Source organism: Cellulomonas sp. P4_H4 (genome assembly GCF_056400865.1).
Genome location: NZ_JBFUKL010000004.1, coordinates 202168 through 223165, shown reverse-complemented (window position 1 = coordinate 223165; position 20998 = coordinate 202168). Strand labels below are relative to the sequence as shown.

General features: G+C 70.0%; 19 protein-coding genes and 1 tRNA gene. 9 read left to right on the top strand and 11 right to left on the bottom strand.

All coding sequences use genetic code 11. From position 1 onward, the window contains the following. Positions 1-36: 36 nt before the first annotated feature. Positions 37-1545: a 30S ribosomal protein S1 gene (gene rpsA, locus AC1DPN_RS14190; protein WP_426595633.1), complete on the bottom strand. Its 1509-nt coding sequence runs from the start codon at positions 1543-1545 to the stop codon at positions 37-39. Between the two features lie 252 nt (positions 1546-1797). Beyond that, positions 1798-2823 (bottom strand): 6-phosphofructokinase, encoded by a 1026-nt coding sequence (locus AC1DPN_RS14185; protein WP_477085408.1) that lies wholly within the window; start codon positions 2821-2823, stop codon positions 1798-1800. 133 nt (positions 2824-2956) lie between these two features. Here AC1DPN_RS14185 and AC1DPN_RS14180 point away from each other — a divergent pair, with 133 nt between their 5' ends. Beyond that, complete coding sequence (locus AC1DPN_RS14180; protein WP_477085407.1) at positions 2957-3766, top strand: class I SAM-dependent methyltransferase; 810 nt, start codon at positions 2957-2959, stop codon at positions 3764-3766. Positions 3767-3858: 92 nt separating this feature from the next. On the opposite strand, the gene polA is transcribed toward AC1DPN_RS14180, so the two are convergent. Next, positions 3859-6621, bottom strand: a complete 2763-nt coding sequence (gene polA / locus AC1DPN_RS14175; RefSeq protein WP_477085406.1) for a DNA polymerase I — start codon at positions 6619-6621, stop codon at positions 3859-3861. On the opposite strand from polA, the gene AC1DPN_RS14170 reads away from it, so the two are divergent. After that, on the top strand, positions 6620-7030 hold the full coding sequence (locus AC1DPN_RS14170) for a PaaI family thioesterase (RefSeq protein WP_477085405.1): 411 nt from the start codon (positions 6620-6622) through the stop codon (positions 7028-7030). The two genes, polA and AC1DPN_RS14170, sit on opposite strands and share 2 nt — an antisense overlap. On the opposite strand, the gene AC1DPN_RS14165 is transcribed toward AC1DPN_RS14170, so the two are convergent. Further along, positions 6946-7641, bottom strand: a complete 696-nt coding sequence (locus AC1DPN_RS14165) for an N-acetyltransferase family protein (RefSeq protein ID WP_477085404.1) — start codon at positions 7639-7641, stop codon at positions 6946-6948. The two genes, AC1DPN_RS14170 and AC1DPN_RS14165, sit on opposite strands and share 85 nt — an antisense overlap. Before the next feature lie 339 nt (positions 7642-7980). Between AC1DPN_RS14165 and AC1DPN_RS14160 the strand changes: the two genes are divergently transcribed. From AC1DPN_RS14160 to AC1DPN_RS14145, 4 genes are read left to right on the top strand one after another with little or no spacing between them, the layout of a single operon-like run. Further along, positions 7981-9393, top strand: coding sequence for a branched-chain amino acid ABC transporter permease (locus AC1DPN_RS14160; protein WP_477085403.1), 1413 nt, complete (start codon positions 7981-7983; stop codon positions 9391-9393). 9 nt (positions 9394-9402) lie between these two features. Next, complete coding sequence (locus tag AC1DPN_RS14155; RefSeq protein ID WP_477085402.1) at positions 9403-10389, top strand: branched-chain amino acid ABC transporter permease; 987 nt, start codon at positions 9403-9405, stop codon at positions 10387-10389. Beyond that, a complete protein-coding gene (locus AC1DPN_RS14150) occupies positions 10379-11368 on the top strand; it encodes an ABC transporter ATP-binding protein (protein ID WP_477085401.1) in 990 nt (329 codons plus the stop codon). The genes AC1DPN_RS14155 and AC1DPN_RS14150 overlap by 11 nt, the downstream gene beginning before the upstream one ends. After that, complete coding sequence (locus AC1DPN_RS14145) at positions 11365-12168, top strand: ABC transporter ATP-binding protein (RefSeq protein ID WP_477085400.1); 804 nt, start codon at positions 11365-11367, stop codon at positions 12166-12168. Before AC1DPN_RS14150 ends, AC1DPN_RS14145 begins: the two co-directional genes overlap by 4 nt. A gap of 4 nt (positions 12169-12172) precedes the next feature. Here AC1DPN_RS14145 and AC1DPN_RS14140 read toward each other — a convergent pair whose 3' ends face one another. After that, positions 12173-12787 (bottom strand): nucleotidyltransferase family protein, encoded by a 615-nt coding sequence (locus tag AC1DPN_RS14140; protein WP_477085399.1) that lies wholly within the window; start codon positions 12785-12787, stop codon positions 12173-12175. Between the two features lie 58 nt (positions 12788-12845). Here AC1DPN_RS14140 and AC1DPN_RS14135 point away from each other — a divergent pair, with 58 nt between their 5' ends. Continuing rightward, positions 12846-13610, top strand: coding sequence for an endonuclease/exonuclease/phosphatase family protein (locus tag AC1DPN_RS14135; RefSeq protein ID WP_477085398.1), 765 nt, complete (start codon positions 12846-12848; stop codon positions 13608-13610). Between the two features lie 85 nt (positions 13611-13695). Here AC1DPN_RS14135 and AC1DPN_RS14130 read toward each other — a convergent pair whose 3' ends face one another. The 3 genes from AC1DPN_RS14130 to AC1DPN_RS14120 all read right to left on the bottom strand — a co-directional run bounded on the left by AC1DPN_RS14130 (position 13696) and on the right by AC1DPN_RS14120 (position 16757). Beyond that, a complete protein-coding gene (locus AC1DPN_RS14130) occupies positions 13696-14970 on the bottom strand; it encodes an ABC transporter substrate-binding protein (protein ID WP_477085397.1) in 1275 nt (424 codons plus the stop codon). A 207-nt stretch (positions 14971-15177) separates the two neighbouring features. Further along, positions 15178-15807, bottom strand: a complete 630-nt coding sequence (locus AC1DPN_RS14125; protein WP_477085472.1) for an ANTAR domain-containing response regulator — start codon at positions 15805-15807, stop codon at positions 15178-15180. A gap of 47 nt (positions 15808-15854) precedes the next feature. Beyond that, complete coding sequence (locus tag AC1DPN_RS14120; RefSeq protein WP_477085396.1) at positions 15855-16757, bottom strand: formate/nitrite transporter family protein; 903 nt, start codon at positions 16755-16757, stop codon at positions 15855-15857. Positions 16758-16878: 121 nt separating this feature from the next. Between AC1DPN_RS14120 and AC1DPN_RS14115 the strand changes: the two genes are divergently transcribed. Both AC1DPN_RS14115 and AC1DPN_RS14110 read left to right on the top strand, forming a co-directional pair. Beyond that, positions 16879-16952, top strand: a tRNA-Leu gene (locus AC1DPN_RS14115). Positions 16953-17467: 515 nt separating this feature from the next. Then, the gene (locus AC1DPN_RS14110) at positions 17468-17725 is read left to right on the top strand and encodes a hypothetical protein (protein ID WP_477085395.1); all 258 of its coding nucleotides are present in this window, start codon (positions 17468-17470) and stop codon (positions 17723-17725) included. 277 nt (positions 17726-18002) lie between these two features. On the opposite strand, the gene AC1DPN_RS14105 is transcribed toward AC1DPN_RS14110, so the two are convergent. The 3 genes from AC1DPN_RS14105 to AC1DPN_RS14095 all read right to left on the bottom strand — a co-directional run bounded on the left by AC1DPN_RS14105 (position 18003) and on the right by AC1DPN_RS14095 (position 20793). Then, positions 18003-19847, bottom strand: coding sequence for a BTAD domain-containing putative transcriptional regulator (locus AC1DPN_RS14105; protein ID WP_477085394.1), 1845 nt, complete (start codon positions 19845-19847; stop codon positions 18003-18005). 73 nt (positions 19848-19920) lie between these two features. Then, positions 19921-20331: a hypothetical protein gene (locus AC1DPN_RS14100; protein ID WP_477085393.1), complete on the bottom strand. Its 411-nt coding sequence runs from the start codon at positions 20329-20331 to the stop codon at positions 19921-19923. A 210-nt stretch (positions 20332-20541) separates the two neighbouring features. Further along, positions 20542-20793 (bottom strand): DUF4242 domain-containing protein, encoded by a 252-nt coding sequence (locus AC1DPN_RS14095; RefSeq protein WP_477085392.1) that lies wholly within the window; start codon positions 20791-20793, stop codon positions 20542-20544. Positions 20794-20998: the final 205 nt, after the last annotated feature.

Genomic DNA, 20998 nt, shown 5'->3' with positions numbered 1-20998 from the left:
CCCGAAGGTGACCGGCCCGTCAGTGAGCAGCTGGGATCAGTTGCCCGTGAGCTTCTCGCGCAGAGCGGCGAGCGCCTCGTCGGACGCGAGCGTGCCCGCGGCCTCCTCGGTGCTCGACGAGTACGAGGAGGGAACCGGACCCGCGGAGGACGAGGACGAGGAGGACGTCGCCGTCGCCCCACCCTCGGCAGCCGTGAGAGCAGCCTCGGCGTCGGCCTTCGCGGCGTCGGCGACCTGCTTGCGGTGCGCCTCCCAGCGCTCGTGGGCCTGCGCGTACTGCGCCTCCCACACCTCGCGCTGTGCCTCGAAGCCCTCGAGCCACTCGTTCGTGGCCGGGTCGAAGCCCTCGGGGTACTTGTAGTTGCCGGCCTCGTCGTACTCCGCCGCCATGCCGTACAGCGCGGGGTCGAAGTCGTCGCTCGTCGGGTCGAAGCCCTCGTTCGCCTGCTTCAGCGAGAGCGAGATGCGGCGACGCTCGAGGTCGATGTCGATGACCTTGACGAAGACGTCGTCGCCCACCTGGACGACCTGCTCCGGGATCTCGACGTGGCGCACGGCCAGCTCCGAGATGTGCACGAGGCCCTCGATGCCGTCCTCGACGCGCACGAACGCACCGAACGGAACCAGCTTGGTGACCTTGCCCGGGACGACCTGGCCGATGGCGTGCGTGCGGGCGAATGCCTGCCACGGGTCCTCCTGCGTCGCCTTCAGCGACAGGGAGACACGCTCGCGGTCGAAGTCGACGTCGAGAACCTCGACGGTGACCTCCTGGCCGACCTCGACGACCTCGGACGGGTGGTCGATGTGCTTCCAGGACAGCTCGGAGACGTGCACGAGCCCGTCCACGCCACCCAGGTCGACGAACGCACCGAAGTTGACGATCGAGGACACGACGCCGGGGCGGACCTGACCCTTCTGCAGCGTCTGCAGGAAGGTGGAGCGCACCTCGGACTGCGTCTGCTCGAGCCAGGCACGGCGCGACAGGACCACGTTGTTGCGGTTCTTGTCGAGCTCGATGATCTTGGCCTCGATCTCCTTGCCGACGTACGGCTGGAGGTCGCGGACGCGACGCATCTCCACCAGCGACGCGGGCAGGAAGCCGCGCAGGCCGATGTCGAGGATGAGGCCGCCCTTGACGACCTCGATGACGGTGCCGGTGACGACGCCGTCCTCTTCCTTGATCTTCTCGATCGTGCCCCAGGCGCGCTCGTACTGTGCGCGCTTCTTGGACAGGATCAGCCGGCCTTCCTTGTCCTCCTTCTGGAGGACGAGGGCCTCGACTGCGTCGCCGACCTTGACAACGTCTCCGGGGTCCACGTCGTGCTTGATGGACAGCTCACGGGACGGGATGACGCCCTCGGTCTTGTAACCGATGTCGAGAAGGACCTCGTCGCGGTCGACCTTGACGATGGTGCCCTCGACGATGTCGCCATCGTTGAAGTACTTGATGGTGGCGTCGATCGCGGCGAGGAAGTCCTCGGCCGAGCCGATGTCGTTGATCGCGACCTGCGGCGTGGCGGGCTTCGCGGGGGTGGTGATGCTCATGTAGGGATGGGCTCCGATGCGGACAGGGAAGTTGTACGGACAAGAAATTTGTGCCGGGTGGCACGGTTCGGTTCAGGCGGTGACCACGTGAAGAGGGGCGTCCCCGGCCGGCTCGCACGAGTGCGAATCCGATCCACGTACGAGCAGTACGTTCGGGATGAGCCGTCGCAACAAGGCGCGCGGCACCGCCGTCTACCCTATCTGCGCGAGGATGGACTGGTCAAAGCGTCGGCCGGGCGTCGAAGCCGACTCTCATCCCAGCGCTCGCGCCACGGCGAGCAGCTCCTCCGGGACGTACTTGACCTTGCCTGCGACCTCGTCCAACGAGACCATCTGCACGGACTCGCCCCGCAGCGCCGTCATGACGTTCGACTGCCCCTCGCTGGCTGCGTCGATGGCCGCAACACCGAACCGCGACCCGAGGATCCGGTCGACGTGGGACGGGATCCCGCCGCGCTGCACGTGCCCGAGCACGACGGTCCGGGTGTCGAAGCCGGTCCGCTGCTCGATCTCGGCCTTGAGCCGCTCGCCGATCGCTCCCGCGACGATGTCGCCGAACTTGCCGACCTGCGTCTCGTAGTGCATCGACGTGCCCTCCGCCGGGACCGCGCCCTCGGCGACGACGATGATCGAGAAGCTGGCGTGCGCACGGTGGCGGTGCTTGAGGAACCGCTCGATCTTGTCGATGTCGAACGGCTCCTCGGGTGCGAGGACCAGCTCGGCTCCCCCGGCGATGCCCGACGTCGTGGCGATCCAGCCCGCGTGCCGGCCCATGACCTCGACGATCATGACGCGGTTGTGGCTCTCCGCCGTGGTGTGGATGCGGTCGATCGCCTCCGTCGCGATGCCCACCGCGGTGTCGAAGCCGATCGACTGGTCGGTGCCCCACACGTCGTTGTCGATCGTCTTCGGGATCGCGATGATGCGCACGCCTGCCTCGGCCACCTTGCTCGCGGCGTGCAACGTGCCGTCGCCGCCGATGCAGATGAGGACCTCGATGCGCTCCGACTCGAGCGTCGACAGCACCGCGTCGAGTCCGCCGTCGTCCGCGTGCGGGTGGTAGCGGGCCGTGCCGAGCAACGTGCCGCCCACGGCGAGCTGGTTGCGGATGTGCTGGCGCGTGAGCGGGATGCTGAACCCGTCCACCACGCCGCGCCACCCGTTGCGGAACCCGATGATGGAGTGGCCGTACTCGCCTTCCCCGCGCTTGACGACAGCACGGATCGCAGCGTTGAGGCCGGGGACGTCGCCGCCTCCGGTGAGCAGTCCGACTCGCACGGGCACTCCCTTTGAACTTCGGTGAACTTGGTGTGCGGAGCGCATCGTCGGGCTGCCGTGACGCCCACCCTAGCCAGGCGCCGTACGTCCGTCTGCGGACCTACGCCCCTAATGGACGCGCGACACTGGACGCATGACCGACGACCCGCTCGCCGAGGCCGGCTACCTGGACATCCCGCCGTCCTCCGGAGGGTCCGCCGGGCGCGGTTGGTGGGACGCCAACGCGACGGAGTACCTGGACGAGCACGGCGCGTTCCTCGGACCTGCCGACTTCTGCTGGTGCCCGGAGGGTCTGCGCGAGGCGGACGCGGGGCTGCTGGGCGACCTGTCCGGTCAACGGGTGCTCGAGGTGGGCTCGGGTGCTGCACAGTGCGCGCGCTGGCTCGTGGAACAGGGCGTCGAGGTCGTCGCGACGGACGTGTCCGGCGGGATGCTGGCAGCGGGATCGCGCTACGACGAGGCGGCAGGGGTCGTCACACCGCTCGTCCAGGCCGATGCCCGCCGCCTGCCCTTCGCCGACGCCTCGTTCGACGTCGCCTTCACCGCGTTCGGCGCCCTCCCGTTCGTTCCCGACGCCGACCGCGTGCACGCGTCGGTCGCCCGCGTCCTGCGACCGGGCGGCCGGTGGGTGTTCGCCGTGACGCACCCCGTGCGCTGGGCGTTCCCCGACGACCCCGGCGAAGGCGGGCTGACCGCCACACGGTCCTACTTCGACCGGACGCCGTACGCGGAGATCGGCGAGTCGGGCGCGGTGCTCTACGCGGAGTACCACCGCACGCTGGGCGACCACGTCGCGGAGCTGACAGCCGCCGGGTTCGTGCTGGACCGGCTCGTCGAGCCCGAGTGGCCGGCCGGGCACGACCGGACGTGGGGCGGCTGGGGTCCGGTCCGCGGTGCGAGGCTGCCCGGGACCGCGATCTTCGTCGCGCACCTCGGGCGGTAGCGCGCGAGCACCACCGCCCGAGGTCACGAGGTCACGAGGTCACGAGGTCAGTGCACGACGGCCATCTCCTGGCTCTGGGATGTTCCTGCTGATCAGTGCGCGGCGTCGTGCCAGGACCCGCCGACGCCGACCGTGACGTCGAGCGGCACGTCCAGCGGCCCGTCGGTGGCTCCGTCGCCGGCTGCGCCCATCTGCTCGCGGACGAGCGACTCGACCTCGTCGCATTCTCCCGGCGCGACCTCGAGCACGAGCTCGTCGTGCACCTGCAGCAGCATCCGCGACGAGAGTCCTCGCCGCGTGATCTCCCGGTCGACGCCCAGCATCGCGACCTTGATGAGGTCGGCAGCGCTGCCCTGGATCGGTGCGTTGAGGGCCATGCGCTCAGCCATGTCACGCCGCTGACGGTTGTCGCTCGTCAGGTCCGGCAGGTAGCGACGGCGGCCGAGGATCGTCGCGGTGTACCCGGTCGTCCGCGCGAGACCGACCACGCCCGTGAGGTAGTCGCGGACACCGCCGAACCGCTCGAAGTAGTCGCGCATCAGGGCGGAGGCCTCGGAGACCTCGATCGAGAGCTGCTGCGAGAGCCCGTACGCCGACAGGCCGTAGGCGAGCCCGTAGCTCATCGCCTTGATCTTGGAGCGCATCGCGGGAGTGACCTCGCTCGTCGGCACGCCGAAGACGTGGGACCCGACGAAGCTGTGCAGGTCCTCGCCCGAGCGGAAGGCCTCGATCAGGCCCTCGTCGCCGGACAGGTGCGCCATGATGCGCATCTCGATCTGCGAGTAGTCGGCCGTGAGCAGCGTCTCGTACCCGTCGCCGACGACGAACGCGCGCCGGATCTGGCGGCCCGCCTCCGTGCGGATCGGGATGTTCTGCAGGTTCGGGTCGGCCGACGAGAGCCGTCCGGTCGCGGCGATCGTCTGCTGGAACGTCGTGTGGATCCTGGCGTCGGCCGCGATCGACCGGAGCAGACCCTCGACGGTCTGGCGCAGCCGGATGGCGTCGCGGTGGGCCAGCAGGTGCTCCAGGAACGGGTGCTGGGTGCGCGCGAACAAGTCCGTCAGCGCGTTCGCGTCGGTGGTGTACCCGGTCTTGTTCTTCTTGGTCTTGGGCATCCCCAGCTGGTCGAACAGGACCTCTTGCAGCTGCTTGGGCGAGCCGAGGTTCACCTCGCGGCCGATCACGGCATACGCGTCGGCAGCGGCCTCCTGCACCGTGGCGTCGAACGACTTCTCCAGGCTGCTGAGGTACGGCTGGTCGATCGCGATGCCCGTGTGCTCCATGCGGGCCAGGACATCGACCAGCGGCAGCTCGAGATCCGCGAGCAGCCCCGCTGCGCCGCGGTCGGTGATCTCGCCGCCGAGCACCTCCGAGAGGTCACGCACGGCCGCGGCACGGACGGCCGCGCGTCGGCCCTCGTCGGTGCCGTCGATCTCGAGGTCGAGGAGCCCCTGGCCGCCGTCGTCGGCGTCGGTCGCACCGAGCTCGCGCTTCAGGTACCCGATCGCGAGGTCGGCGAGGTCGTAGGCCCGCCGGTCGGGCTGGCACAGGTAGGCGGCAAGCTCGGTGTCGAACACGACGCCGGCGATCGGCAACCCGCGGCCGGCCAGAGCGTGCCAGGCCTCCTTCGCCGCGTGCACGACCTTGGGCGAGTCCGCGTCCGCGAGCCACGCCGCGAGGGCAGCCTCGTCCGCGGGATCGATCTGCTGGAGGTCGAAGGCTGCTGCCTCGCCGTCCTGGTCCGCGAGGGCGACCCCCCACGCATCACCGCGCACCGGTGCCCCGGAGCCGCGGATGTCGAGGCCGAGCGGCTGCCCGGCGCGTGCCGAGAGCCAGGCGGCGAGCTCGCCCGTGCCCAGGACCGTGAGGTTCAGCGACGCGGCCGCCACGGCGGTCGCGGAGTTCTCGCCCTCGTCGGGCAGCATGGCGAACAGGCGGTCCCGGATCGCGCGGAACTCCAGCTCCTCGAGGATCGCGTGCAGCGCGTGCCGGTCCCACGGTCGGACGGCCAGGTCCTCGGGGCCGAGCGGCAGCTCGACGTCCGTGAGCAGCCGGTTGAGCTGACGGTTCAGCGCGACCTGGTCCAGGTTGTCGCGCAGCGACTCGCCCGCCTTGCCCGGCACGTCCGCAGCGGACGCGAGGATCCCGGGCAGCCCGTCGTACTGCGCGATCCACTTCGCGGCGGTCTTGGGTCCGACGCCGGGGATGCCGGGCAGGTTGTCGCTCGTCTCCCCCACCAGTGCCGCCAGGTCGGGGTACCGCTCGGGAGGAACGCCGTACTTGGTCTCGACCGCGGCAGGCGTCATGCGGGCGAGCTCGGAGACGCCCTTGACCGGGTACAGCACCGTGACGTCCTCGTTGACCAGCTGCAGCGCGTCGCGGTCACCCGTGCAGATGAGCACCTGCATGCCCTGTGCGCGCGCCTGGACGGACAGCGTCGCCAGGATGTCGTCGGCCTCGAACTGGGCCTTGGACAGGTACGGGATGTGCATCGTGTCGAGCACTCGCTGGATCACGTCGACCTGGCCGCGGAACGGCGCCGGTGTCGCGTCGCGGTTGCCCTTGTACTCCTCGTAGACCTCGGTCCGGAACGTGGTCCGACCGGCGTCGAACGCGACCGCGACGTGCGTGGGCACCTCGTCGCGCAGCAGGTTCGCGATCATCGAGAAGAACCCGAACACGGCATTGGTGGGCTCCCCCGCAGACGTCGCGAACTTGTCCACCGGGAGCGCGAAGAACGCCCGGTAGGCCATCGAGTGCCCGTCGATCAGGAGGAGTCGGGCGGGGGTCGTCTCCGCCGTGGAAACCAGGGTCGCTGGCAATGCGTCGCTCACGGGTGTCAACCTATCTGCCATGTCCGACACCGATGCCCTCGCCGCCATCCCGTCCATCGACGGCACACTGATCCATCGCCTCGGCATCGAGCTGACCGAGCTGTCCGCGACGCGGGCCGTCGGGACGATGCCCGTCGAGGGGAACACACAGCCCTACGGGCTCCTGCACGGCGGCGCGTCAGCAGCGCTCGCCGAGACCCTCGGTTCCTACGCTGCCCAGGTGCACGCGGGGCCGGGCCGTGGAGCCGTCGGGATCGAGATCAACGCGACGCACCACCGGTCCGCACGCTCAGGTCTCGTCACCGGGACGGCGACGGCGATCCATCTCGGGGGCCGGCTGGCCACCTACCAGGTCGTGGTCGAGGACGACGGCGGCCGGTTGCTCTGCACCGCCCGGTTGACCTGCATGGTGATCGAGCTGCGCGACTGATCGGCGTTCGAGGCCTTCGCGACGGTCACCGGCGTCTCGTCGGCGGTCTGCCGCGCGCCGCGCGACTGTCGTCGCCGGGCGATGAGGTCCTCGAGCCGACGCGCCGTCCCCGGGGCGTGGTCCTGCGCGAGGCGCCGCTGCAGCGCAGCCGTCGACACCGCGCGGTGCGACGCCGCCGGTGCGAAGCCGACCCGCGCGAGGAAGCGCTGCATGCCGCGTGCGCCCGGGAGCGGCGACGAGTAGATCTCGGTGGCCCCGGCCTCGTCGGCCATCGACACCGCCGCGAGCAGCAGCGCACGACCCAGACCACGGCGCCGCGCGTCCGGCTTCACGTAGACGGCCTCGAGGTCCATGGCGACGACGTCCGTGAACGGACCCGGCCCGACGATCCGCCCGAGCATCAGGCCGGCGGGCTCGCCGTCGAGCTGCGCCAGCAGGACGCGTCCACCCGGGACACCGAGCAGCGTGCCGAGCTGGTCATGGAGTCTCGCGGCGTCGTCCGTGCACAGCTGCGAACCAACTCCGGCCTCCTGACGCGCGGTCAGGACGAGCGCGACGAGGCTGTCGAGGTCGCCCGGCTGGGCTGCGTGTACTTGCACACCGATTCGCACGGCAGATGAACCTCCGGACGGGACGAGGGGGATCCGGTCGGGGCGACGACATCCCTGCCCGCGATGGCGTCGTCGTCGATCATGGACCACCGTGGAGGGCGGTGCCTAGTCCCGGGTTCCCTCGGACGGGTGCATTTCTTGGACGATCGACCAGATTCTTGGGTTCGACGAGGACACGCAGAAGATTTCACGGCGCGCAACCTCGCGTTCACGAAACGAAAGCGACACAATCCCTGCCTATCGTCCTGCCACCCGGCGGACGTCGCACCTGAGCCTCGGCAACGACGCCGAACTTGTGTGACAACTGCTCAAACCGACACATACGGACGGAGGTTCCAGGTGCGAGAACTCGCCACCCTGGACCGTTCTCCCACCGTGCGCCGAGGCGCAGGAGCACTGATCGTGCTGCTGCTCGCGTCGCTGGTCCTGCTCCTCGCTCCGTCCGCGGCACACGCCGCGACGACGGCGCCATGCGTAGCGGACGCGGCGACCGGTTGCATCAACGGCACGATCCGGACCTCAGACGGTCAACCGGCAGCGGGCGTCTCGCTCGCGATCGCCGGACCCGAGACCACTGCGGTCGCCACGACCGACGCCGAGGGCAAGTGGACGGTCGCGGTCACCGCGGCCGGCGACTACACGGTCACGCTCGACCCGGCGACACTTCCGGCGGGTGAGACGCTCCGCAACCCGGAGTCGAACCCCCGCACGGTGACGGTCACGCTCGGTTCGTCGAGCGGCGCACTGTTCCCGCTGGGCGAGCCTGGCGGCGACACCGGAAGCGGACCGGCGCCCAGCGCGACGAACGCGCCCGGCGACGACTCGGGCGAGACGGGAGCGCCCACGGGCTCGTCCTCACAGGGTGGCTTCAGCTGGCCCCGGTTCGCCCAGCAGATCGTCAGCGGCCTCGTCTTCGGCATCCTGCTGGCGCTCGCGTCGGTCGGCCTGTCGCTGATCTACGGCACCACGGGCCTCAGCAACTTCGCGCACGGCGAGCAGGTCACGCTCGGCGCGATCCTCGCCTACATCGGCTGCCAGACCTTCGGGCTGCCGCTGATCCTCTCCGGCGCAATCGCGGTGGTCGCCGGCGGACTGTCGGGCTACATCCAGGACGCCGGGATCTGGCACCCGTTGCGCAAGCGTCGCGTCGGCACCACGCAGCAGATGATCGTCACGATCGGTCTGTCGATGGCGCTGCAGTACACGTACCAGTTCTTCTTCGGAGCCAGCGCCCTGCGCATCGTCACGGAGAACCCGGACATCGTGCACATCGGCACCGTGCGGATCTCGATCGCCTCGATCTGGTCGGTGATCATCGCGTGCGCCGCCCTCGGTGCGATCGCCTACTTCCTGCTCGCCACCCGCGTCGGCCGCGCCACCCGAGCGGTGTCCGACAACCCCGCGCTCGCCGCGGCGTCGGGCATCACGGTCGAACGGATCATCCGGCTCGTCTGGGTGCTCGGCGGTGCGCTCGCCGCACTCGGCGGTGTGCTGATGGGCCTGTACCTCAATGCGACGAGCTGGAACATGGGCGGCGCGCTGCTGCTGCTGATGTTCTCGGCCGTCACGCTCGGTGGACTCGGCGCCCCGTTCGGTGCGCTCGTGGGGTCGATCGTCATCGGGCTCGTCGTCGAGCTCTCGAACCTCGTGCTCCCCAGCGACATGCGGTACGCCGGGGCGCTCCTCATCCTCATCCTCGTGCTTCTGCTACGCCCCCAGGGTCTACTGGGCCGCGCCGAGCGGATCGGTTAAGGAGTAGCCATGGACTGGAACCGCATCCTCACCAACGTCGCCGCGGAGGCCTTCGCGCCGACGACGGCCGCTTACGCGCTCGGCGCCATCGGCCTCAACATCCACTTCGGCCTCACCGGGCTGCTCAACATGGGCCAGGCCGGCTTCGTGCTCCTCGGTGCCTACGGCTTCGCCATCGCGACGATCGCCGGCTGGCCGCTGTGGGCGGCCGTCGCCGTCGCCATGGCCGCTGCGGCGGTCTTCGCGCTCATCCTCGGCATCCCCACGCTGAAGCTGCGCGGCGACTACCTGGCCATCGTCACGATCGCCGCGGCGGAGATCGTCCGCCTCGTCGGCCGCTCGACCGCCCTGACCGACCTCACGGGCGCCTCGTCCGGGCTCCGCGGGAAGGACTACAAGGAGACGTTCCAGGGCGCCTCACCGCTGCCTGACGCGACGTGGTCGCTCGGCCCGTTCGACTACCAGACGAACGCGTCCAACGGCTGGTGGGTCCGCATCATCGCCTGGGTCGTCGTCGGGCTCGCGTGCTGGCTCGTCTGGCTGCTCCTGCGCTCCCCCTGGGGTCGCGTGCTCAAGGGCATCCGCGAGGACGAGGACGCCGTGCGCTCGCTCGGCAAGAACGTCTACTCGTACAAGATGCAGTCGCTGATCCTCGGCGGCGTCATCGGTGCGGTGGCCGGCATCATCTACGTGCTCCCCCGGGCCGTCCAGCCCGACTCGATGGGCCGCACGATGACCTTCCTCATGTGGACGATCCTGCTGCTCGGCGGCGCCGCGACCGTGTTCGGTCCTGTGCTCGGGTCGATCATCTTCTGGTGCGGGCTCATGCTGATCAAGACGGTCATGCGCGACGGCGTCCCGACGTCCGTCATGCGTGGTGAGCAGATCGAGGCGTTCGGCTGGATCATCGTCGGCGTCACGCTCATGCTGCTGGTGATCTTCAGGCCACAAGGCATCCTCGGCGACAAGAAGGAGCTGGCGATCAATGTCCGCTGACCTTCCTTCCGGCGACACCAAGGTGGTGGCCGAGAGCCGTCGGGCCGCCGTCGCGGCCGAGCTCGCGGACGTCGCGCGGGTGCCCGGTGCGGCCAAGCCCGACGCCATCGTCGTGGCCGACCACGTCACCCGGCACTTCGGCGGCATGACCGCCGTCGACGTCGACCACATCGAGATCCAGCGCGGTGCGATCACCGCCCTGATCGGACCGAACGGCGCCGGAAAGACGACGCTGTTCAACCTGCTCACCGGCTTCGACAAGCCCAGCACCGGCTCGTGGTCGTTCGAGGGGCGCTCGCTGTCGGGCGTCTCTGCGGCACGCGTCGCCCGGTCCGGGATGGTCCGCACGTTCCAGCTGACGAAGGCCCTGAGCCGCATGACCGTCATCGAGAACATGCGGCTCGGTGCGACGAAGCAGCCCGGCGAGAACCTCGGCACGGCCCTCGTGCCGGCGTTGTGGCGCAAGCGCGAGGCCGAGATCACGGTCCAGGCCGAGGAGCTCCTCGCACGGTTCAAGCTCGACACGAAGCGGGACGACTTCGCGGGCAGCCTGTCCGGCGGACAGCGCAAGCTGCTCGAGATGGCACGGGCACTCATGAGCAAGCCGACGATGGTCATGCTCGACGAGCCGATGGCCGGTGTGAACCCGGCACTGACGCAGTCGCTGCTCGGCCACGTCCAGGCGCTGCGCGACGAGGGCACAACCGTGCTGTTCGTCGAGCACGACATGCACATGGTCCGGCACATCTCGGACTGGGTCATCGTGATGGCCGAGGGCCGGATCGTCGCCGAGGGACCACCCGAGACGGTCATGCAGGACCAGGCCGTGGTCGACGCCTACCTGGGCAAGCACCACGACACGGACCTGGGTGACGACAGCCTGCTGGACGACGAGACGACCGAGCAGCTCGAGGCCGAGGTCCAGGCCGAGGAAGCTGCTCGGGCCGAGGCACAGGCACAGCACGAGGAGACCGCATGAGCACCGCGACCACCGACGCCGAGTCGATCCACCGCGGCGCGCCGTCCGGCGAGCCTCTGCTCGACGCGCGCGACGTCTACGCGGGGTACATCCCGGGCGTCGACATCCTCAACGGCTGCAACCTGGTGGTGCACCCCGGCGAGCTCGTGGGGATCATCGGGCCGAACGGCGCCGGCAAGTCGACGCTGCTCAAGGCTCTGTTCGGGCTCGTCTCGGTACGCACCGGGACGGTCACGCTGAAGGGTGAGGACATCACGCACCTGCGTGCGGACTCGCTGGTCCGGCGCGGCGTCGGGTTCGTCCCGCAGTCCAACAACGTGTTCCCCTCGTTGAGCATCGAGGAGAACCTGCAGATGGGGCTCTTCCAGGCGCCCAAGAAGTACGCCGAGCGGTTCGAGTTCATCGTCAGCCTGTTCCCGACGCTCGGCGACCGCCGCAAGCAGCGGGCCGGCTCGCTGTCGGGCGGTGAGCGTCAGATGGTGGCCATGGCCCGCGCACTGATGATGGACCCGTCCGTGCTGCTCCTGGACGAGCCGTCGGCCGGGCTGTCTCCCGTCCGTCAGGACGAGACCTTCATCCGCACCCGCAAGATCAACAAGGCCGGCGTCTCGATCGTCATCGTCGAGCAGAACGCTCGTCGTGCCCTGCAGATCTGCGACCGCGCCTACGTCCTCGACCAGGGCCGCAACGCCTATTCCGGTCCGGGACGCCAGCTCATGAACGACCCCAAGGTCATCGAGCTGTACCTGGGCACGCTCGCGACGGACGTCGAGGCGGCGAACAAGCCCCCGGAGGCCTGACCGCTCAGACGTCGCTCGTGCGGCCCGGTTCCACGTCGGTACCGGGAGCGAGGCCGACGTCGGTGATGCCCAGCTCGTCCGCGAGGAACAGGAACGCGCGGCCGTACGGGTGCTCACCGACGTCGGCGCGCACCCGGTCCCAGTCGACCTGCTCGCGCAGCGCGCGCACGATCGCGAGCAGGCGCCCGAAGTCGCACGCGTGCTCCCCCAGCACCCGCAGCTTGGCCGAGACGATGTCCGTGGCACCCAGCACGGGCATGCGCACCGCGAGGACCTCCAGGACGTCGCTGCGAGCCAGCAGCTCGTCGGTGATCGGTTCGCCCACCATCCGGAACAGGACGTCGACGAGCTGCCCGTGGTGGAAGGCCTTGAACAACCAGTTCTCGGCCGGGTCCTGGACCTCGAGCCCCGCTGCCGCGATCGCCGCCTTGGCTCGGTCGATGTTCGCCTCGGTGATCGCGAAGTCGGCGTCGTGGCTCGGCTCGGGTGCTCCACGTGCCCACGCGGCGTACCCGCCGACCAGCGCGAAAGGGATCTCGGCGTCCATGAGGGCGACCGCCGTCAGGCGCAACCCGTCCTGGAGCGCGGTGCGGTCGTCGAGGGCATCCGACTGCGTCATGGCACGCAGGTCTACACCCCGCCGCGCGTGCTCGCAGGGCGGCCGGTTGAATCGACGGGTGCGCATCGCGACGTTCAACATCTTGCACGGACGGTCCCTGAACGACGGTGAGGTGGACCTCGACCGTTTCGCCGACGCCGTGCGTGGACTCGATGCCGACGTGCTCGCGCTGCAGGAGGTCGACCGGGACCAGCCGCGCTCGCACAGCGCCGACCTGACGCTGGTCGCCGCGGAGGCCATGGGCGCCCCGGAGCATCGGTTCGCGGCCGTCCTGCACGGTGAGCCGGGTGTCTGGAGCGCACCGAGCGGGGACCGACAACCCGCGTCCGCGAGCTACGGGATCGCCCTCCTGAGCCGATGGCCGGTCCGCGACTGGCAGGTGGTCGACCTGCCGCTCCTGCGACGTCGTGCGGCCGTCCGGTGGCCCGGGAACCGATGGCCGACGATGGTCCGGGACGAGCCCCGTGCGGCGCTCGTCGCGACGGTCGAGACGCCGCACGGGGACATCACCGTGACCGCGACCCACCTGACGTTCATCCGCCGCCACACCGTCCGGCAGCTGCGGTACCTGACGGACCAGCTGAGGCCGCTCCCCCGGCCTCTGGTCCTGGTGGGCGACCTGAACCTCGAGCCCGAGCAGGTGACGCGGATCTCCGGGTTGCGACCGCTCGCGACGGCGCTCACCTATCCGGTCGGCCGTCCGGCCCAGCAGCTCGACCACGTGCTCGGCGACGGCACGCTCACGGCCTCCCAGCCCGCCCTCGCGATCGACACCGGCGTCTCGGACCACCGCGCCCTCGTCGTCGATCTCCGACTCGCCTAGACCCTCGGGCACAGCAAAGGCCGGTGCGGATCTTCTCCGCACCGGCCTTCGCCAGGTCTCACACCAGGTGAGGCGTCAGGTCAGATCAGTCAGCGACCTTGCCCTCGACGGCCTTGACCCAGACGTTCTTGTTGTCGGCCCCGTACTTGTAGACGCCGATGAACGCGCTGGACGGGTCGTTGTCGGCGTTGAACGGACCGACGCCGGCCTGACCGGTGTACTGGATGTCCTTGCCGTCCTTGATCAGGGCGACGCAGTCCTTGAAGGTCGTGCACTTCTCGCCACCGTCGGCGCCCGAGACTGCAGCCAGGTTCGCCTGGATGGTCTCGCCGTCGGTGCCGCCGCCCTTCTCGGCCGCCAGGGCGGCGAGGATGGCTGCGTCGTACGACTCGGGGCCGTACGCGAAGTCCTTCAGCGCCGGGTCGACCGTCTTGAGCGCCGCCTGGAACTCGTCGCTCGGGAAGGCGCCGGGGATGGTGCCCTGCGCGCCCTCGAGCGTGCCGGGCTGGAAGTCCGCGGAGTAGTCGGCGGTGTTGCCGTCGACGAGGTAGATCGTCGTCGGGTCGACGCCTGCGGCGACGAGACCCGGGATGATCTGCTTCGTCTGCTCGAACGCGAGGACCACGACGGAGTCGGGGTTCGTCGCGAGCAGTGCCGTGATGTCGGTGTCGAAGCTGCTCGCGGCCGGGTCGAACTCCTGGCCGGCGCCGTTGGCGCCGTAGGTGACCGTCCCGCCCGCTGCCTCGATCGTCTCCTGCGCCACGTCGCGGAGCGATGTGCCGTAGTCGTCGTTGAAGACGAGGATGCCGACGTTGGAGTGACCGTCACCCGTGATCAGGTTGCCGAGCGCCGCACCCTGGACCGTGTCCGGCGGAGCCGTACGGAAGTAGTACGGCGAGTAGCCCGAGAGCTTGGTGGCCGTGTTGGCGGGCGAGATCTGCACGACCTTCGCCGCGGTGATGTCGTCGACGACGTTGAGCGTGACCGACGAAGAGGCCGCACCGATGATGACCTGGACCTTCTTGGACAGCAGGTCAGTCACCGACTGCGTGGCAACCTCTGCGTGGTCGGCGTCGGACGAGTCCGCGTCCTCCTGCACGACGTCCTTGCCCAGTACGCCACCGGCCTCGTTGATCTCCTTGACGGCCAGGCCGACGCCCGCGATCTCAGGCGGGCCGAGGTAGGCCAGTGATCCCGTCTGCGGCAGGAGCGTGCCGATGATCAGTGCATCGGCCGACGGTGCTGCGGACTCCGACGAGTCGTCGTCTGCGCTGTCGTTGCTGCTGCCACACGCGGCGAGGACGAGCGCGGTTGCGCCCGCCAGTGCCGCGAGCCGGACTGCGTGTGTCGAACGAATCATGCGTGGTACCCCTCTGTGAGTACTGCGATCCGCGGGATCCCGGTAGGAATCCTGCAGTGTGGCGCGAAAGTACACATAGTTTGTGTCCACCGTGTGAAACGGGTAGTTACCGGGGCGTGTTGTTGCAGAGTTGTGACCAACCGTCACTTCGCTTGTTGGACGTCTGACCAACGTGGGCGTGACCTGCTGTGTCGTCTGACCTGCGGCTCAGGCAGATCCTCCGCCGACCTGCTCGATGACGGCGTCGGCCACCTCGCGCATGGTCAGTCGACGGTCCATCGACGTCTTCTGGATCCACCGGAACGACTCCGGCTCGGTGAGACCCATCTTGGTCATGAGCAGGCCCTTGGCCCGGTCCACGCGCTTGCGAGTCTCGAACCGCTCGGCGAGGTCCGCGACCTCGGACTCGAGCGCGGCGATCTGCGCGTAGCGCGAGATCGCGATCTCGACGGCGGGAAGCAGGTCGGCCGGGCTGAACGGCTTGATGACGTACGCCATCGCGCCCGCCTCGTTCGCGCGCTCGACGAGCTCCTTCTGCGAGAAGGCCGTCAGCAGCACGACGGGCGCAAGGTGCGCCTTGCCGATGCGCTCGGCCGCCGAGATCCCGTCAAGGATCGGCATCTTGACGTCCATGACGACGACGTCCGGCCTGAGCTCGGTGACGAGCTGCACGGCCTGCTCGCCGTCACCCGCTTCCCCGACCACGTCGAAGCCCGCGTCCCGGAGCGTCTCGACGACGTCCATCCGGATCAGCGCCTCGTCCTCGGCCACGACCGCACGGCGGGCCGCGCGCGTCGGTGCAGGTGCCGGCTCCGCCGCCGGGGCGGTCGAGCTCAGGTCGAGGGCGGCGGGGTCGGCCGTGGGTTCGGGCTTGGCGTCGGTGCTCACGTGGACAGAGTAGTAGGCGCTGCCAGTCGGTGAGCAGCACCTGCGCCTGTGAGCCCGCCCACCTGAGGCTCGGCGCCCGGAGCGTCGGTCTCCTCGGTCGCCGGTGCTGCGGGCTCGAGTGTGCGAGCCGGTCGACCCGCGATCACGGCGTAGGCCGCGCCGACGACCAGTGCGCCTCCGACCAGGTTGCCGGTACCTACGAACAGGAGGTTCCGCGCGAACTCGAGGACATCCGCACCCGGGACGCCCCCGAGGATCCCGAGGGTGAACGTGGTCATGTTGGCGACCACGTGCTCGAACCCTGACGTGATGAAGGCGAGCAGGCACCAGAAGATCACGATCAGCTTGGCGACCTCGCTGCGCAGGCGGACCGCCGACCAGATCGCCAGGCACACGAGCATGTTGCACAGCACGGCGCGCCAGAACAGCTCGCTCCCGGACTCGTGGCCCTTCGCCTCGATGAGCGACGCCAGCATCTTCCCCGCTGCCGTCTCCGGACCGACCACACCGGACGCGTGGACCATGGCACCGAAGGCCATCGCCCCCACCAGGTTGCCGACGAGGGAGAAGCCGAGGGTCGCTCCCCCGTCGCGCCAGCTGATGGTCTTGCGGATCGCACCCTGGGTCAGGGTCATCATGTTCGAGGTCGCCAGCTCACCGCCGGCCGCGAGCACCAGCGTCAGGGCGACGCCGAACACGAGCCCCTGCACGAGCTTGGTCACCGGAGCGCCCTCGAGCGCGAACCCGCCTGCGGCGGTCAGCATCAGGACCACGGCGACACCGACGTAGGCCCCAGCCAGGGCACCCTGCAGGAGGTAGGCGAACGGTCGCCGGGTCATCGCCACCTTGGTGGCTGCGTAGTCGGCCTGATAGTCCATCGCCTCGTCGGTCGTCAGCACGCGTCCACGGTGGCATGCAGGCGTCGCTCTGCTCCAGGGACGTTCGGCACCAATCAGGGTGTGTGCTGCCTCGCACTGCACGGCGTCCGCGCATCCTTCGCGCCCGGTATCCTGCTGCACGGCCCCGATAGCCCAACCGGCAGAGGCGTTCGGCTCAAACCCGATCCAGTGTGGGTTCGAATCCCACTCGGGGCACACACCATGGCGACCGTAACACTGCAGGTCAGGCACGCATTCTGCCCCGACGGCACGCGGTTTCGTGGGGACAGGGGCCTCCAGTGGGGACACAGCGAGACCAGCACCGCAGGTCAGGTGCGCGACCCCGAGTGCGATCTGGACCCACGAACGGGGTTCGTGTGCCAGCGACGCCTGACGACTGATCAGGGATCGTCGGGGCTGAGGTCTGACCACCTTGCCGCGATCCTGTTGAGGGGTCACAGACAGGAGCGGAGCCTCGAGCACGCGGTGGCTACTCACTGTGGCGAGACCACCGCACTGTGGCCGCTCGGCCCCTGCCGGACGCGATCAGCCCTCGGCTCGACACGGCCGGTGCCAAGTGACCGTCCACGCGACAACCCGCCCCACCCGGTCGACCGGGTGGGGTCGGTCGTTCTCGTCGTGCTCGTCTCGGTCCCCCACGTGGCAGGAGACGTCACCCTCCGAGGACCCCGCGCCCGGACGCCCAGGACCGTGCCGAGAGCCGTACTCACGTGACCCGCCCCGTCGGTCCTGATGCGTCCGCCGTCCAGGCGCTCCGGATCGCCGGACACCTCGACGACCGCTGGTCGCCACGGTTCGGAGACCTCTCCCTGTCCCGCGAGCCCGACGGCTCGACGATCCTCACCGGCGCCGTGGCGGACCAGGCGGCGCTGCACGGGCTGCTGGCCGGGATCCGAGACCTCGGCGTCACCCTGATCTCGGTAGCGCTCGTCGAGCCCCCTGCAGGTCAGGCCAACATTCGCCCTTGAGGACGCGCTGTTCCCGGGTCACGGTGCCAGGAGCGCCCGGTGTTGTCCGTCACCGGCGGCTGCGGGGTGCCTGCGCGAACGCCCGGCGCCACTCGCACAGACGACCGTCATCCCGAACCAAAGGACCGTCAGGAACTAGGCGGGCCGCCAACCGGCCTCCATCGAACCGGAGCGAGACACATCACCGGCACCGTCCGGCGACGGCTGGCGCCGGCCTCACCAGCCTGCTGTCGAGGAATGCCTCGCATCAGCACACCGCGGCGAGCGACGAGGGCGGTCAGCGCTCGCCGGCCGCCGCGACCAGCGCGGAAAGCACGGCGTTGTCGATGTCGTCAGCCAGCAGGGCGGCCATCTCGGCATCCGCCCGGAAGCCCGATGCGGCCTGGTGGAGCATCGCCCGCACGGTCAGCTCCCGCATGCCGGTACGTGAGGAGCGGTCGAGCATGGCGTCCGCCCACGACGCGGTGAGCGGGTGTCCGTGACGGCGTCCGATCTCGCACAACGCGTCGAGAATGTGGACGTCGAGCCAGACGTACGGGTCGGCCAAGCGGTTGACGCGCGCTCGCGCGTCCAGGAGCACCGCGAATGCCTGGTCCACCTCGCCTTGAGCCTCGGCCAGCATGGCCAGCCCACGGGCCGAGATGCCCTCCCAGCAGGGGTCACCGATCTGGCATGCCCGCGCGAACGACTGCTCGAGCGCGCGGGCGGCCGCGTCGAGGTCGCCGAGCGAGAGCCAGGTCTGTCCGAGCATGGCCTGGGGCCATGGCAGGAACGAGAGCCAGTGGTCGCGCTCGGCGAGGTCGCCGGCGGCTGCAAGGAACTCGGTGGCTCCGGCCAGCTCTCCCCGGAGCAGGCTGACCCGGCCCAGCATCGACAGGGCGAAGGCCTCTCGCCGGGGTTCATCGACCTCGCGCGAGGCGCGGACGGCGCCCCGCAGCAGGGCGACGGCGCGTGGATACTCCGCGCGGTCGCTGGCCACGGACCCGAGGTAGGTCATCGCCTTGGCCCGCACTGAGGGCGACGTCGCATCCTCGGCGAGCACCTGGGTGAGCGATCGTTCGGCTCGGTCGTACCGTGCTCGGAGGAAGTCGACGTACCCCACCTCGGCCTGGACCCGGGTCGTGGCCTCGCGGTCCCCGTTGGCAACGGCGATGCGCTCGGCTTCGGTCAGGATCGTCAGACCCGCCTCGTCGAGGCCGCCCAGCGTGTGGATGAGGGCCTCCGCGAGTACCAGTCGCGTCGAGATCCGCTCGCTGTCGACGCCGCTGCGGTCGGCGAGACCGACGGCGTTCTCGAAGGACGACACGCCGGCCACAAGGGCACCCGCGGAGACGGCCGCGACACCGGCCTCGGTCACCGCCTGGATCGAGACGCCCCCAGTACCGCCGGCCGGCCTGGGTCCCTCCCGCATCGCGAGCAGCACGGGAGCACCGGGGGGTGCGCCGAGCTCCCGCTCGGCGACCGCCGCCCAGGCGTCGTACTGGCGGCGGGCGGCCTCGTCCTCGCCTGCCAGACGATAGAGCCTGATCAGCAGCGCCTGGTGGTTCTCGTCCAGAGGACTCAGCACGGCAGCCCGGACGGCCAAGTCTCGCGCGCGGTCGAGGTTTCCACGGGCGAGGTGCCCGAGCGCCGCCTCGTGCAGGATCGACTCCGTGGCGGCCGCGAGCCGACGGCGCTCGGAGAGCAACCACGACTCGAAGGCGCCGGCATGCAGGATGACGAGGCCGTCGAGCAGGTCGTGGCCCAGGCCCGGGAGCTCGACCGCGGCGCTCCAGTGACCGCGGACCAGCACGTCAACGTCCACGGTGGTACCGGCGGGCAGCGAGATCGTGACTGGGTCGCCATCCAGGACGACCGCGGAGCCGAGCGCGCGTCGGATCTCCGCCAAGCACCACCGCAAGGCCCCGAGGGGGTCGTCCGCCTCGGCGAAGAGCAGCGAGGCCAGCTGGTTGCGTGTCGGCGGCCTCTCGCCCAGCAGCAGGAAGGCCAGGAGCGCCCAGCTCTTGCGGCTGCGCAAGCGGTACCCGGGTGCGCCGTCGACGTCGGTGCGGGGCCGGCCGAGCAGCTGGACGACCAGCGTCGACGGCGGGATTCGCGCCGGCTCCTGCGCGCTCGCGCTCACGTGGAGCAGCCTTGCACAAGGCTCGGGTACGCGGGCCCTGCATCGGTGGGTCGGTGATGTCGGAGGCGTCCCATCAGGCCGGGACGGCCGGACGCTCGAGCCCGCCGAGCTCGCCATCGAGGAGGTCGAGCAGCCACGCGTGCTCGCGCGGACCGAGCGCCTCCAGAAGGTGGGTGTGCACCAGACCGAACGCCCGCAGGCGGGAGATCTCGGTACCGTCCGGGTCCATCAGTGCCCCTGCGACACCCGGCGCGGACTGCGCTGCCACCTCGGACATGGCTTCGAGCAGTCGGCCTTCCGCGGACGTGCCCCTCTCGGCGACGCGGTGCGCCGCCTGGTCGAGGACCTGAGCCAGCTCGACCGAACGTGGGCGGAACGTCTCCGCTGCAGGCACCGGCAACCTCGGGACGTCGGCGTCCGGCAGCTGGGAGGAATGGCTGCCGAGCCAGCGCACGACGCCGGCCCAGCGCTCTCGTACGCGCACGGCGAGTCCCTCGTGCCCGACTTCGCGCCGCGAGGCTGCCCGCGCGTGAGTCGTCGACCCCGCGAGCAACTTGCCCATCGGATCCATGGTGTTGCACCTTCTCTGTCTCGAGTCCGTACGCCTGATCTGGGGCGCGGCACAGGACGTCGGTGTGACGGGGTGGTCGGGCAGCGACGCAGCACGAGGCCGCGTCGCTGCCGACCCGCTGAGTCAGGCGCCCTCGGCCACGGAGTAGATCTCGTCGGCGACGAGGCCATGGGCCTCGCGGTGCACGGTGGAGGCGGCCTCGGCGTCCGGCGCCTCGACGAGGCAGAAGATCTTGCCTGCCGCCTCGTCGACCCAGTACCGCACGTAGCTGACGCCGTACGCGTCCTGAGTAGCCAGATCGGCCTGGTGGGCGGACGCGACGTCGCTTGCCGAGACTCCGCCCTCGATGGTGTGGGCGTCCATGAACAGGGCCATTGCAGTTCACCTTCCGGTGCTCGGCCCGACGACGGTCGTCGGGCTCGAGGCACCAGGAGACCGCGCGCCCGTGTGACTGGGCGTGTGACCCCTGGCGTGTGCCGGGCAGCCCATCGCTAGGCGCTCACGTTGCCCGCTTGGTGTGGCGGCGAGGACTCTCGTCGAGCAAGGAACCCTCGACGCTTGCAGTGAGAGCGACCTCGCA

What these genes read in the sequence shown, in the direction of transcription:
- AC1DPN_RS14155 (WP_477085402.1), top strand. Translation starts at nt 9,403, where the DNA reads ATGGACTGGAACCGCATCCTCACCAACGTCGCCGCGGAGGCCTTCGCG.
- AC1DPN_RS14145 (WP_477085400.1), top strand. Translation starts at nt 11,365, where the DNA reads ATGAGCACCGCGACCACCGACGCCGAGTCGATCCACCGCGGCGCGCCG.
- AC1DPN_RS14170 (WP_477085405.1), top strand. Translation starts at nt 6,620, where the DNA reads ATGTCCGACACCGATGCCCTCGCCGCCATCCCGTCCATCGACGGCACA.
- AC1DPN_RS14180 (WP_477085407.1), top strand. Translation starts at nt 2,957, where the DNA reads ATGACCGACGACCCGCTCGCCGAGGCCGGCTACCTGGACATCCCGCCG.
- AC1DPN_RS14140 (WP_477085399.1), bottom strand. Translation starts at nt 12,787, where the DNA reads ATGACGCAGTCGGATGCCCTCGACGACCGCACCGCGCTCCAGGACGGG.
- AC1DPN_RS14095 (WP_477085392.1), bottom strand. Translation starts at nt 20,793, where the DNA reads ATGGCCCTGTTCATGGACGCCCACACCATCGAGGGCGGAGTCTCGGCA.
- AC1DPN_RS14130 (WP_477085397.1), bottom strand. Translation starts at nt 14,970, where the DNA reads ATGATTCGTTCGACACACGCAGTCCGGCTCGCGGCACTGGCGGGCGCA.
- AC1DPN_RS14150 (WP_477085401.1), top strand. Translation starts at nt 10,379, where the DNA reads ATGTCCGCTGACCTTCCTTCCGGCGACACCAAGGTGGTGGCCGAGAGC.
- polA (WP_477085406.1), bottom strand. Translation starts at nt 6,621, where the DNA reads ATGGCAGATAGGTTGACACCCGTGAGCGACGCATTGCCAGCGACCCTG.
- rpsA (WP_426595633.1), bottom strand. Translation starts at nt 1,545, where the DNA reads ATGAGCATCACCACCCCCGCGAAGCCCGCCACGCCGCAGGTCGCGATC.